11 protein-coding genes are annotated in these 13,904 nt (G+C 58.8%); 1 reads left to right on the forward strand and 10 read right to left on the reverse strand.

The window, feature by feature from the left end:
- Window positions 1-18: 18 nt before the first annotated feature.
- Window positions 19-645, reverse strand: a complete 627-nt coding sequence (locus tag BM132_RS19120; RefSeq protein WP_092457856.1) for a glutathione S-transferase family protein — start codon at window positions 643-645, stop codon at window positions 19-21.
- Window positions 646-770: 125 nt separating this feature from the next.
- Window positions 771-1,673 carry a LysR family transcriptional regulator gene (locus BM132_RS19125; RefSeq protein WP_092399593.1) on the reverse strand — a complete coding sequence of 301 codons (903 nt, stop codon included), beginning with the start codon at window positions 1,671-1,673 and terminating at the stop codon, window positions 771-773.
- Between the two features lie 280 nt (window positions 1,674-1,953).
- Here BM132_RS19125 and BM132_RS19130 point away from each other — a divergent pair, with 280 nt between their 5' ends.
- On the forward strand, window positions 1,954-4,167 hold the full coding sequence (locus BM132_RS19130; RefSeq protein WP_177218192.1) for an LTA synthase family protein: 2,214 nt from the start codon (window positions 1,954-1,956) through the stop codon (window positions 4,165-4,167).
- 195 nt (window positions 4,168-4,362) lie between these two features.
- Here BM132_RS19130 and nudK read toward each other — a convergent pair whose 3' ends face one another.
- The 8 genes from nudK to BM132_RS19170 all read right to left on the reverse strand — a co-directional run bounded on the left by nudK (window position 4,363) and on the right by BM132_RS19170 (window position 13,892).
- Complete coding sequence (gene nudK / locus BM132_RS19135) at window positions 4,363-4,956, reverse strand: GDP-mannose pyrophosphatase NudK (RefSeq protein WP_092457862.1); 594 nt, start codon at window positions 4,954-4,956, stop codon at window positions 4,363-4,365.
- A gap of 95 nt (window positions 4,957-5,051) precedes the next feature.
- The gene (locus BM132_RS19140) at window positions 5,052-6,479 is read right to left on the reverse strand and encodes an FAD-binding oxidoreductase (protein ID WP_092458143.1); all 1,428 of its coding nucleotides are present in this window, start codon (window positions 6,477-6,479) and stop codon (window positions 5,052-5,054) included.
- A 122-nt stretch (window positions 6,480-6,601) separates the two neighbouring features.
- Complete coding sequence (locus BM132_RS19145; protein WP_092399599.1) at window positions 6,602-8,122, reverse strand: tripartite tricarboxylate transporter permease; 1,521 nt, start codon at window positions 8,120-8,122, stop codon at window positions 6,602-6,604.
- Window positions 8,123-8,131: 9 nt separating this feature from the next.
- Complete coding sequence (locus BM132_RS19150) at window positions 8,132-8,614, reverse strand: tripartite tricarboxylate transporter TctB family protein (RefSeq protein WP_092457865.1); 483 nt, start codon at window positions 8,612-8,614, stop codon at window positions 8,132-8,134.
- A gap of 80 nt (window positions 8,615-8,694) precedes the next feature.
- Window positions 8,695-9,666 (reverse strand): tripartite tricarboxylate transporter substrate binding protein, encoded by a 972-nt coding sequence (locus tag BM132_RS19155; RefSeq protein WP_092457868.1) that lies wholly within the window; start codon window positions 9,664-9,666, stop codon window positions 8,695-8,697.
- Window positions 9,667-10,315: 649 nt separating this feature from the next.
- On the reverse strand, window positions 10,316-11,398 hold the full coding sequence (locus BM132_RS19160; protein WP_177218193.1) for an aminotransferase class V-fold PLP-dependent enzyme: 1,083 nt from the start codon (window positions 11,396-11,398) through the stop codon (window positions 10,316-10,318).
- Between the two features lie 40 nt (window positions 11,399-11,438).
- A complete protein-coding gene (locus BM132_RS19165) occupies window positions 11,439-12,641 on the reverse strand; it encodes an MFS transporter (protein ID WP_092457874.1) in 1,203 nt (400 codons plus the stop codon).
- A complete protein-coding gene (locus BM132_RS19170) occupies window positions 12,642-13,892 on the reverse strand; it encodes an ATP-grasp domain-containing protein (RefSeq protein WP_092457877.1) in 1,251 nt (416 codons plus the stop codon).
- Window positions 13,893-13,904 lie beyond the last annotated feature (12 nt).

A 13,904-nucleotide genomic window follows, 5' to 3' on the forward strand; every position in this document is an offset into this window, starting at 1 on the left:
AGGTTGCTCAACGCATTTTTAGGCCTGCTGTTGCAAACCGGCAGCCGTACGCGGCATGCCGACGAACCCGGGCAAGGCCTCGATCCGTCCCAGCCATGCACGTACGTGGGGGTAGTCCTCCAGCGACACATTGCCCTCCGGGGCATGGGCGATGTAGCTGTAGCCGGCAACATCGGCAATCGTCGCAGCGTCACTCGCCAGAAACCTGCTGTCGCTCAAATGTTGATCAATGACTTTCAGCAAGCTATGGGAGCGGGTGATCGCATCTTCTGCGTTGTAGGGCGCGCCGAATACCGTGATCAGCCGAGCAGTGGCCGGCCCCGCATGGAGCGGCCCCGCTGCCACCGACAGCCAGCGCTGCACCCGGGCGGCGCCGACCGGATCCGTTGGCAGCCAGCGGCCCTTGCCATATTTGTGCGCCAGGTACACCAGGATGGCGTTGGAATCGGCCAGCACCATACCGTCATCGTCAATGACCGGCACTTGGCCAAAGGCATTAATTGCCAGGAAATCTGCCTGTTTGTGGGCGCCTTTAGCCAGGTCGACGAAAATCACCTCGACGGGCAGTTCAAGCAAGGAAAGCATTAGTTGTACGCGATGTGCGTGGCCGGAAAGCGGGAAGTGATAAAGCTTGATGGGATTCATGGTCGACTCCGCTGCAAATGACGCCATCAGCAGAACGGCGTCGATGGGGTCATCTTCCGCTTGAACTCAGGACTAGAGAATCCCCCGAATATGCAATCCATTGTTTCAAACGGCGAAACAATGTCTCAGCCTTTCAACGCCGGATGCTCGCGCAACGCACGGACGGTAAAGTCAACAAAACTGCGGACTCGCGCTGGCGCTTTGCGTCCACCTTGGTACACCACATGGATCGGCAGGGGCGGCAGTTCGAAGTCAGCCAGAACGATCTCCAGTTCACCGTTGGCAACGTTGCTCATCACCTGATAAGACAAGACACGAGTCAACCCCAACCCCTGACAGGCCGCCGTGATTGCAGCCTGGTTGGCCGTGACTACCAGTCTCGGCGCGGGCCGCACAGAGAGCGGTTGCCCTGCGTCGATGAACGTCCAGTTTCTGATCTGACCGGTGGCCGATGAGGCGACCACCGGCATGTGCTCCAGGTCCTGCGGGTGTGCGGGTCGGCCATGGCGAGCGAAGAGCTCAGGGGAACCGCAAACCACCCGTCGTACTTCACCCACACGCACGGCGTGCTGGCTGCTGTCGGGCAACTCGCCGATGCGTATGGCAATGTCTATGCCCTCCTCGACCATGCTGACGATACGGTCCAGCAATAAGGCATTGATGCCCACCTCAGGGAATTGCTGCAGGTAATCGACCAGCACCGGCGTGACAAACAACTGACCAAACAGCACCGGCGCGGTAATCGTCAATTGCCCGCGGGGCTGGGCATGACTGCCGACCGCTGAATCCTCGGCTTCCTGCAAGTCAGCCAGAATTCGCCGGCAGTCCTCAAGAAAGCGCTGGCCCGCTTCGCTCAGGTAGACGTTGCGGGTGGTGCGCACCAACAAAGGCGTACCGATGCGCTGCTCCAACGCCGCCACGGCACGTGTGACGCTGGCCGCCGACAAGCCCAGGCGTCGCGCAGCCGCCGAGAAACCGGAGTCTTGGGCAACGGCGACAAAAACCTGCATTTCCTGAAACCTGTCCATTCATCCTCCAGCGAAAAACCTTGATACAAGTTGGCTGCACACCTCAAATCAGCGCCGTACCGCCATTGTAGGGGGCCGTGCCAGCGAACCACAGCGCAACGCGAGCGGGCATCGGCACATCGACCCGGTCAATTGCGACTATGCTTGGTACCATCGAGCATACTTTCATGACAACTTAATGACTCTAACCATGACGTAAGTCTTGTGGACACGGGCTTACTCACAAGCCCGTGTCCACAAGTTGCGTGCCTCACTGGCGTCCAGCGGAAGGCCTCTTTTTGTGAACGTTTTTTACCGCGGCTTCACCCACCCCCTCGCCCCTCTCATCGCCCTGGCCGGATGTGCATTAATCATCCCCATGAGCCTGCGCCTCTCGCTAGGATGGTCCGATCCGCTGGGCTATCTGTCTGACCTGGGCATGGGCGGGTTGCTGATCGTGCTGCTTTACCGTCGTCCCTGGTGGGTGGCATTACCCATTTTGCTGGTCTGGAGCATGCTGACGCTGGCCAGCATCGAACTGGTCAGTGCTGTCGGGCGCATGCCCACCCCATCGGACCTGCATTACCTGACCGACCCGCAATTCGTCGAAAACTCCACCAGCGGCGGCTTCGCCCATCCCTGGCTCGCAGCGATTCAGTTGGCAGCGGTGGCGGTCTGGCTGATTGTCCAATGGCCCCGCCGGTGGTATATGGCACCTCGCTTGCCGCGCCACGCCTGGGCGCTGCCGATAGTGCTCTTACTGAGCCACAGTGTGGTGCAATCCTGGCGACCCAGTGAGGCAGACCAATGGAACCTGTTCAATCTTCCCCACCAACTTGTCACGGCCGCCGTTGCCGCCGGGCAGGATCGTACCCAGCTATGGCTTGAAGATGATGCAGTGGTTCAAACCCCGCCGATGGAGGGTCTTACCCGGCTCGATCTTGAAGGCCAGAAAATCCTGCCTGCCCCAGGCCGGGCCCGCAACGTCCTGATCATCACCTTGGAAGGCATCCCCGGCGCCTATGTGGGCGTCAACCGCCAGGCCCTGAAAAGCAGCTATCAGGAAGACCTGATGCCGCACCTCAGTGCCTGGGCCGAGCGCGGCATGAATACCCCTGATTACGTCCTGCACAACCACCAGACCATTCGCGGCCTGTACTCGATGCTGTGTGGCGATTACGAAAAATTCGACGACGGCACGCCCAAAGGCGTCGAGATGTTGAACCTGGCCCGGCGCAATCAGGCCTGCCTGCCGGCCCAGTTGCGCCGCAACGGGTTCTCCACGCATTTCCTGCAAGGTGCGGGCCTGCGTTTCATGGCCAAGGACCGGATCATGCCGCACATCGGCTTCGACACCACCCTGGGCATGGACTGGTTCACCAAACCTGCCTATCTGGAATTCCCTTGGGGCAAGGACGACAAGACATTCTTCGAGGGCGCGCTGGATTACGTCGGACAACTGCAACAGGCAAAGAAGCCCTGGATGCTGACGCTGCTGACGGTGGGCACGCACCAGCCCTACTCAGCGCCGGATGACTACCTGCAACGCTACGACACTACCAAGCAGGCGGCCGTCGGTTACCTGGATGACGCACTGGACAGCTTCATGTCGGGACTGGAACGCCAAGGCGTGCTGAAAGACACCCTGGTGATCATCACCTCGGACGAATCCCACGGCATCGACGATGTGCGCCTGGCGTCATCCTGGGGTTTCAACCTGACATTGGCGCCGGAGCCATTGCCCCGGATCAAGTCAGGGGTTTACGGTCATGTCGACCTGACTGCCTCAGTCCTCGATTACTTCGGTTTCAAGGTGCCCAAATCGTTGTCCGGTCGCTCGATGTTCAGGGACTATGCAACGGGTCGGGAAATGATGTCGTTCACCAACGGCAAGCTGCGCTATCACGACGGTAAAGGCACGTTCACCGAATGCGATTTTCTGCAACGTTGCCGCTTTTACTCCAGCGAAGGCTTCATCACTGAGCGCGTCGCTTATGGCGGGCAATACAGAGGTCAGCGCGCCAGGCTGATCAGCGCGCGAGGCTCGGCTCTGGACCGCACCCTGCTCCATACACCGCTCAACCAGCATTATCAGTTTGGCAGCGCCGATCAAATCCCGCTTCCGGCCCAAATCACCAACGACTGGACCGATAACCTGATCGGCGCCCAGTACCTGGAGATGCCCAAGGGCTCACAGACCCGCGTCAGCCTGACCATCCGCGCCCTGGGTCCGGACAATGCGGCCTATATTTCCCTCAAGGCTAAAGAGTTCGAGCAGGATGTAGCGATCGACCTGCCGACGGAAGTGGCGGTGACGCCCGAACAGCCGCTGGTGATGAACATCCGTTTCGATAACCCGCAACCCCGCAAGGCTTTCTCTTTCCATCTGCTGGGGCACGGGGTGGGCGCCATCGAAATCAGTGACTTCAGTGTCGTGACCGAACTGCCGGAGCAAACGGAGCCCTCGGATTACCTGAACCTCGTCCAGGAAGACAGTGACGCCCAGTCCAGTTGAATGAACACCGCGCAGCCCATGAGCAGCACTGAACCTTACATCGCCCCGGGCTGAATTGATCAATGATTGACCAATTACTTAAGGATCGAACGTGATCAGCAGAGCGGCGCGCGCAACAACTCGCGCACCGCCTTTGTTGACTGAATGGCTTTTTTGAAACGCAGGCTCAAGCTCTCGGCCTTAGCAAGCAGCAGACTAATCCAGCAACCGATGCAACTTGGCGTACTGCAACAGCATGATGGTTTTGCCGTCGCAGATATCCCCGGTTTCGATCATGCCCAGCGCCTTGTCGAGGGACATCTCCAGCACTTCGATTTCCTCGCCCTCGGCTTCCAGCCCACCGCCCTCATGCTGTTTATCTTCGTCGAAGTATTCGCCGACGAAAAAATGCACGCGTTCTGTCACTGACCCTGGGCTCATGAATGCCTCGAACACCTTGCGTACATCCTGAACGATATAGCCGGTTTCCTCCTGGGTCTCCTTACGGATGCAGGTGTGCGGATCGTCGTTATCCAGCAGGCCGGCACAGGTTTCGATCAATAGCCCCTCGTGGCCATTGACGAAGGCCGGGAAGCGGAACTGCCGAGTCAACACCACGGTTTGCTTGGCCTTGCTGTACAGCAGGATGGTCGCGCCGTTGCCCCGATCGTAGGTCTCGCGGGCCAGTTCGCGCCACTGGCCATCGCGGCCGAGGTAGTCGTAGGTGGTTTTGCGCAGCACGTACCAGTTGTCCGAGAGCACTTCGACTTTCTTGATGCGCACGCGATCTTTGGTGTTTGCCTGTGTCATTCAGCCATTCCATATCCAGTGTCTGAAAGCGGCAGAGCGGCCGTAAAGGCCGACGGCCTGCCATGATTGAGGCAGGCTAGCAGAGGCAGGATCGATCACTCCAGCCCGGTGGCAAACACCTTGCCGGGGTTCATCAACCCGGTCGGATCCAGTGTGCGCTTGATGGCACGCATCAACTCGATCTCCAGCGGATCCTTGAAATGCGCCGCCGCGTCCGGCTTGGCTTGCCCCAGACCATGTTCGGCACTGATGCTGCCGTTGAAAGCGCTCGTCATCTGGTAGATGACCTGCATGATCGCTTGTTCCTGGGCCTTGAACGGGGCATCGGCATGCCCCAGCGGCTTGCTGATGTTGTAGTGCAGGTTGCCATCACCCATGTGACCGTAAGAAACAATGCGTACGCCGGGAAACGCCTGTTGCAAGGCGCTATCGGTACGCTCGATGAACACCGGAATCTGGCTGACGGGCACGCTGATGTCATGCTTGAGGCTCGGTCCTTCATGATTCTGCGCCTCGGAAATACCTTCGCGCAGAGCCCACAATGCCGCAGCCTGAGTCTGGTTGCTGGCGATCACGGCATCGATCACCCACCCGGCCTCAAAAGCATGGCCCAGGCCACTTTCAAGCAACGACTCCAAAGGCGCGTCAGGCACCGTGTCGCGCAATTCGATCAAGGCGTACCACGGGTGCGGCCCCTGCAAGGGGTCACTGCAACCGGCCACATGGTCCAGAACGAACTCCAGGCTCTGGCGCGACATCATCTCAAAACCCGTCAGACGGTCGGCGCACAGGCTGCGAACATGCCCGATCAGGTCTACGGCGGCCTGCGCAGAAGGCAGCGCGACCCAGGCGGTTGCCGTGCTGTGAGTCGCCGGAAACAACTTGAGCACCGCCGCCGTGATAATGCCAAGCGTGCCCTCTGAGCCAATGAACAAATGCTTGAGGTCATAACCGGTGTTGTCTTTGCGCAGGCCTCGCAAGCCGTGCCAGACACGTCCATCGGGCAATACCACCTCCAGCCCCAGGGTCAGCTCGCGCATGTTGCCGTAACGCAGCACTGCCGTGCCGCCGGCATTGGTGGCCAGATTGCCGCCCACCGTGCAACTGCCTTCGGCCCCCAGTGACAGGGGGAACAAGCGACCGGCTTGGCTGGCGGCTTCTTGCAACTGCTGCAGAATCACCCCGGCCTCGACCGTAATGGTTTCATTGGCCAGGTCGATTTCGCGGATGCGCTTCATCCGGGTCAGGGACAACACCACCTGGCGGCCAGACGAATCAGGGATCGAGCCACCACACAATCCGGTGTTGCCGCCCTGCGGCACCAAGGCAACGTGGGCGTCATGGCAAAGCCGCACCACCGCCGCCACTTCTTCAGTGGTGGCCGGGCGCACAACCAGTGCGGCCCGGCCTTGATAAGCGTTACGCCAGTCAGTCAGGTAGCTGTGCATAAGTTCAGGATCACGCACCAGCCCCGCCGCGCCGACCACTTGCTCGACGCTTTGGATCAAGGTGTTCCAGGCCATGGGGTCGAGATCGGCCGAAGGGAGCGGATTGGGGTTTTGCATGACTGACTCCGGACGTTTGAATTCGGCTGCTGCAGCGCACATCGTGCGTTGCAGCAGTGGAAGCGACCGATTGAGATGAACTAGCTGCGCATCAGCTCAATGGCGGCACTTTTCTTGTGACGGATCACCGTCACCAGGTGCCAAGAGACAGACGCCGCTGCGAGGGCCAGGAAGACCGCCGAGATCGGCGTGGTGAGGAAACCGCTGAAGTTGCCATCCGAAAGCATCAGACCTCGACGCAGGTTGGTTTCAGCCATAGGTCCGAGGATGAAGCCAATGATGAACGGCGCAATCGGCAAGCCACCTTTGACGAAGCCATAGCCCAGCAAACCGAACAGCAACACCGCCCAGACGTCGAAGATCCGGCTGTTGAGACCGAACGCACCGACTACGCAGAGCACCAGGATGATCGGCAACAGAATGTGCTTGGGCACCGCCAACAGCTTGATGAAGATGCGCAGCCCGTAGAACTCCAGCACCAACATCAGCAACGAGGCCAGGATCAGCGCGGCAAAAATGGTGTAGACCAGCGGCCCCTGACTGATGAACAACAGTGGGCCCGGCTGGATCCCGTGAATCATGAAGCCGCCAAGCATCACCGCCGTGGTGGTGTCACCAGGAATCCCCAAGGTCAGCAGCGGGATCATCGCACCGCCAATACCGGCGTTGTTCGCGGTTTCACTGGCAACCACGCCCTCGATGGAGCCTTTACCGAATTCTTCTGGGTGTTTGGAACGTTTTTTTGCCGCGATATAGGAAACAATGTTCGAGGTACCAGCGCCGATGCCCGGCAGGATCCCGATGCCCAGGCCAATGAACGACGAGCGGGTCGCGTTCGGCAATTGGCTGATGAACTCCTTGATTGAAAAACCAAAGCCCTTGACGCCCTTCATGCTGATGTTCTGTGGCTTGGCACGGTGGCTCGAGCGGGCGCTTTCGGCGAATTTCAGCACTTCGGCGACCGCAAACATCCCAATCATGACGGTCAGCATGGCGAAGCCACCGTTAAGACTCGGCAGGTCAAAGGTAAAGCGCCGGATGGCCTCGACCGGGGCGATCCCAACAGTCGAAAAGGCAAAGCCCAAGGCACCGGCAAACAACCCTTTAACCAGCGATCCGGTGGACAGTGTGGCAATCAGGGTTAGCGAGAAAACAGCGATGGAGAAATATTCGTGGGGACCGAAACTCAAGGCCACGTCAGCCAGGATCGGGGCGATAAACATCAACGCCGCAATGCTGAAAATCGTGCCCAGGAACGAGAACACCACGCCAATGCCCAACGCTTTGACGCCCTGGCCCTTTTTCATCATCGGCGAACCATCGAACGTGGTGGCGATGGAGGCCGGCGTACCCGGTATGTTAAGCAATATCGCTGAAATCAGCCCCCCCGAGGTAGCGCCGACAAAGAGCGCAACCAGCAGTGACAGGCCAGTGGCCGGGCCCATCGAATAGGTCAGCGGCAAGCACAGGGCGATGGCCATGGTGGCCGAAAGACCGGGCACCGCACCAAAGACGATCCCCACCGCAACGCCGAGGGTGATCAGGACAAATACGTAGGGCGAGAATACGGCACCAAAGCCTTGTTGCAGGAGCTCAATCATCACCGTCCCCTAGAAATCCAATAGACCGACGGGCAGCATCAAATCGAAGCCCTCACGGAAGATCACAAAAATCAATGCCGCCGAAACGACCGCAATCACGGCATAACGCAGGTGCTTGACCTTCTGGTCCGCGGGGGTCAACACGATGAATTGGGCGTAGAGGTAAAGCGCGGTCATGATCGCGAAACCGACGATTTCCAGCAGTGCGGTATAGAGCGTCACCAGCGCGATGGATTTGATAACGGTCGGGTAGTCGATCGACTCAGTTGCTTCGGCGGGCTCGGTGGGTTCGGCACGTTGCTGGGGCAGTTTTTTCCAGGCCAGCAATTGCAACACGCCCAACAGGCACAGCGCGCCGGAAAGAATCCAGGGCACAAAGGCGGCGTCGACAAAACTGCGGCGCGGCAGGTTTGTGGTCAACAACATGTACGCTACACCAGCACCGAGCATCGCCAGGCCGGCGAACAATTCATTTCTCTTGTAGGTATCCATACAGGATCCTCTTTCACTTGAAGGGCCGAGCAAAGGGGCGCTGGCCAATACGGTAAGCGCCCCCTCCTGTTTCCCAGGATTTACTTGGCTTTACGCATTTCGTCCTTGAACTGCATGAAGTCGTCACGGGTTTTGGTCAGCGTAGCAATGGCTTCTTCGGTGCCCTGGAAGCTGACAGGCTGCTTGAACGATTTCTTGAGTTCTTCAGCGTATTCAGGTTCTTCGGTGATTTTCTTCATGGTGTCAGCCATTTTCTTGACGATGGCCGGGTCTGTGCCTTTCGGGAAAGCCACGATGTAAGGCTTGTCCAGGACCAGATCCACACCCTGCTCCTTAAACGTCTTGACGTCGCCCAGCAGCGGGTTGCGCTCTGCGTTTGGCTGTCCCAGAGCAGTCATCTTGCCGCTGGCAATGTAGTCCTGAACCGAACCATAGCTGATAGCACCCAGGTCAATGCGCTTGCCCAGCAAGGCCACCACTTTTTCCGAAACGGTGCCGCTGTCGACCATCTTCAGTTTGACGCCGGCGAGCTTCTCGAACATCAAGCCTTGCAGGTGCGAGAAGTTACCCATCTCGGTGCCGTAGGTGATGGTGCCTGGCTTGGCCTTGGCCTGTGAAATCAACTGATCGAGGGTGTCGATGCCCGAGCTTTTGGCAGAGACGAACACAGCGCCTTTATCGACGCCAGCGATGCAAGAGACATCGAACGCATCGAAGCGATCTTCCGACAACCCTGCCACTTCGTTAACGATCATCTGACCGGTGTGGGTGAACAGAATGGTGTTGCCATCTGGCGCCGCGCTCTTGACCGCGTCGGCAGCGATGGTGCCGCCCCCGCCGGCCATGTTGGTAACGACCATGGACTTGCCGGTCAGCTTGGTAAAGTACTTGGCCATCATCCGTGCGTTGAAGTCGGTATCGCCGCCGGCGTTGGCAATAACCACCACCTGCACCGGACGTGTCGGCCAGTCGCTCGCATCAGCGGCAACGGCCGTTCCGGCCGTAAGGGTCAAGAAGGACGCGATGAGAGAGGCGCATAGTGTTTTTTTCATTATTTTTCTCCAGAGATGCTGCCGTAGAAGGTGTTGCTAGGGCGTTGGGTGTGACGAGGATGAATCGGGGGCGTGATCACCCTGCGCGCAGTGGCAATGCCAGACGGGAGCGCGGCTCGAGGCGAACGATGCAAAGGGGTTTGCCCAGGCGAACAGATTTGACTGGCTGAAAAGCCGTGAGCCGCCTGGCGGGAATGCGAAAACGGGAAGAGATGCGCCCCTGCACTGTTATGCAGAACGGGCAGAGAGCGATGCTGATGAGCCGTCGGAGCGAATGGCATAGCAGAGCCTGCGTCGATTTTATTATTTTATGTCATACGTTGTCGTACGACTTGGCCGATTATCGTCACCTAAAATAATTTTTGTCAACGCGGATATTTGCTGAGCTGCCGAGAGAGGGGCGACATCGCCTCATGTTTACGCTCATGAGATCAGAGGCAGTGTGAAGATCAGACGAGCGGCAATCACCGGGGCGGTCCGGATCGGGCCGTGGGTTCAGCCAGCGGTAATATCAAGACGCAGGGGGCCAACCACTCTTGTCCCGCGAGAATAAAGATTGTCACCCCCCCTACGGATTCCGCGGCTTCCAGAAAAATGCAGCAAAGCGCCTGTGACGGCTAAACCATCGCCGCCCAGTGAGTGGCCGCAGCTAAAGACTCCGCAGGGTCACCAGAGCCTGTTCAATCTGGGCGAGGGTGATGTGCCGGCTCACTGAGACACGCACGAAGTGTGTGACGTTCAGGTCCTTGAGCAGCAAAGGAGTATGGGCGGCGGTGCCCGCCCATAGGTTTAGCCCCATCTCGCGGGCCTGGCGGACAAATGCCTGGGCCGGCATGTTGTGCGGCACGAAAGAGGCAATTGCGCTCTGTTTGAACTGGTCACACATAAGCGTTAATTGCGGCAGACGCCGCAGCTCCTGCACCAACAGCGCATAGGGCTCCGCGCTCACCTGTCCGCCGCCCACCTGCACGTACTCCTGCAACGCTGTGTGCAACCCTACCAGCGCCGAAAAGCTCTTTTCAGCGATCTCCAGCACCCGCGCGCCGGACATGTCCACCCGGTTGACCTGGCCATCCGTGCTGGCGGCGTGCAAATCGGCAAAATTCAACTGCAACTGCCCAAGCAGCCGGGGCGACACGTAGGCAATCCCACTGCCACGGGGCCCGCAGAGAAACTTGCGGCCCGCGCCCGTCAGTAGATCACAGCGTATGTCGCGCACATCCAGCGGCAACTGCCCCAACGACTGGCACGCATCCACCACATACAGCGCGTTCGAGCCTTTGAGCAGCGCCCCCAGCGCTTCCACTGGATTGATCACCCCGCAGCACGAGGGCAGATGCGAAACACTGACGAGAAACACATCCTCGTCCAAATGCCGCTGCACCCATTCCAAGTCCAGCGGGCTGGTGGCCGTGGTCGGGATCACTTCGACGCGGATCTCACGCGATAGCTTGAGGTAGTTGAAGAAGATCAGGTTCGCCGCGTATTCCGAGGTCGACACCCAAACCCGCTTACCTCGGGGGAATTGCAGTTTGCTGAGAATGCTGGTCCAGGCTTGCGTGGCACTGCTGAAAAAGCCAATCTGCGAAGGCTGTGCATTCAACAGCCGGGCCGCCACCCGATACAGGTCGACGTTGAGCAATTCTTCGTAGGCCAGTTCGGTCTCATAGCTGCCCATTTGCGCCTCAATGGCGGTAAAACGCTGGATCGCATTCAGAGTAGCCGACGACATAAGTCCCGCACCAGCAGTGTTCAGATGCACCACATTCATTTCACGCTTCCTTGTTCCACAAGACAGTCGACCCTTTCATTACCCCCACCGCCACCGCGAACAACAGCAATACCGTGCCCGCCAGCAGCCACGGCGAAGGCAGGGATGGCTGTGACACCAGCATGAACGCCAGCGACGGCGTGAGCATCACGCCGATATTGACCCCCGCCGAGTAATAGCCGAGGTTGCGGTCCACGGTATGACGGCTGGAGATACTGCTGACGTAGTGGGTGATGCCTGGAAACACGATCATCTCCCCCAGGCTCCAGAACACGGTGGCCACCAGCAACAATGCGCCGATATGGCTGAAGCCCATCAGGAAGAACCCCACACCGGCCACCAGGAAACCGGCCACCAGCGACCGGCTGCTCGACAGGTGCGACATACGCTGGTTGATCGGCACTTCGAACACGATCACCAACAGCGCATTGACGAAAAAAATGATACCGACGTAGTACGCCGGCAATTCGGTGTAGTTGATGATGTAGGCCGACAGGAAAGTCGGCGGTAGCGCATAGGCAATGTGCACCGGCAATGCTGCCAGTAAAATCACCAGCAAGCGCGAGCGCTCGTGCAGTGCACTCTCCGGCAACCCATTGCCCTTGCTGACGACGGCAGCCCCTTGGGCTACCGGCACCGCACGTCCGAACCACAGGCAGGCAACGAAGGCCACCAGGGACAACGCCGCGTTGATGTAGAACACCGCGTCGGCGTTACTCAGGAAAATCAAGCTGCCCAGCAGTGGCCCGATCGCCATGCCGATGTTGATCGCCAAGCGATTGCAAGAGAACGCCACTTTGCGCGACTCACTACTGCTATGGCTGACTGTTTCGGAGAACGTCGCGGGGGTGAATGCCTCATAACAGGCGCCCCACAGAAACGACAGCACAAACAGCACCGCAGGGTTATCCACCGACGGAATGATCAGCAGCAGCAGCGCGTTGAGCAGCAACGAACCGAGGATCACCCGATTGGCGGAGCACCGCTTGATCACCCCGCCGATGATCAAGTCCACAAACAACGCCCCCGCGCCATAGACGCCCACCAACAAGCCTGCGGTGCCCGCCGATATGGCGTGCTGATGAATCAGGTACGCCGCATAGAAAGGGAACGCCATGGTGCCCATGCGGAACACCAGGGTGATCAGGAACAATAGCTGCAAGCGAGCGTTGAGCCCGCGTAACGTGCGATAAGTGTCCATCATTCAGCGGATCACATAGACGTTGTCTTTGTATTGACGGATCTGCTCGTAATCCTGGTCGATATCGCGCTGGCTCTCCGATACCAGGAACACCCGCAGCGGACTGCTGAGCAGGTCCACGGTCCTTTTCATCAGCTTGCCAGCCTTGTATTTGACGCTCAGCTTATGCACCGAGGGCAGCCCCTCAATCAGCTGGATGGCCGCTTCATTGAATCCGGTAACCTCACCTTGCAGCGTGGTGTCGGTGTTGATGACACAGGCTTCCTTGAGCTTGTGGTAGCGCTTGCCGGCGTAGTTTGCCTTGAACGCCTCACTGTCGCAGTACGCCAGGTAGGTAAGCTGTGCCTGGTTGCCGCCCAGGCTGATGTCATGGAATTTGGGTTCCATGTTGCCGTTCAAACGAGCACCGACTTCCACTAGAGCGGGGCCGGCTTCGGTGAGGATCACTTCCGAATGGGCCGGGCCGTTATTGATACCCAGCGCCTTGAGTACCTGCACGATGTAGTCCACCAGCACATTGGCTTCGGCACTGTCCGGGGCAATCAGCACGTCGCGGTCGTAGATGTTCTTGCCGCCGCTTATTTCGCGCTTCACGTAGCGCCAGATTCCACAGACGTAGGTCTGCCCATCACGGCTGACAGTATCGACGATGTACTCCGGGCCTTTGAGGTAGGACTGGCAAAGAATCTCGGTATTGGCCAAGCCGAAGATATCCAGGTTAGACACCACTTCCTCACAAGCACGCTTGACGTCCTCGACGTTATGGCAGATCGAAACCCCGTCGGTCGAGGCCGAGCTCAGCGGCTTGATCACGCAGGGAAACACTTGGCCGGCCTCTACCCAGGCCAGCAGCTCGGCGGGGTCAGACGATTTGATCTGACGTGCCGTCAACAGGCCCGCGGCGGCGACTTTTTTGATCATTTCAAACTTGTCGCGGCGGGCGCGTGAGCCAGCGCTGCCGTTGGAGGTGGACAATTGCAACTGTTCACTCAAGTAGTCGGAAAATGGCACGCCAGGCTCCTGGCCGGCAATGACGGCGACTACGTTGAATTCACGCAGGCGTCGTACGATCTCTTCGGCATTGTCGTTGAATGCCAAATTGTGCTCGAACTCCGACAGGTTCGGCCCGAGCATGCTCGGCATCAACTCGGGGGTGCTTTGTACATGGATCAGGCTGAAACCGGCATCCCGGAAATACTGCGGCAGGAAATTACCGCTCGAATAGACATCCACCAACGCGACATACTGCTTCATAAGAATGTCCTT

This window comes from Pseudomonas sp. NFACC45 (assembly GCF_900113505.1).
In the GTDB taxonomy this organism is placed as follows: Bacteria; Pseudomonadota; Gammaproteobacteria; order Pseudomonadales; family Pseudomonadaceae; genus Aquipseudomonas; species Aquipseudomonas tehranensis.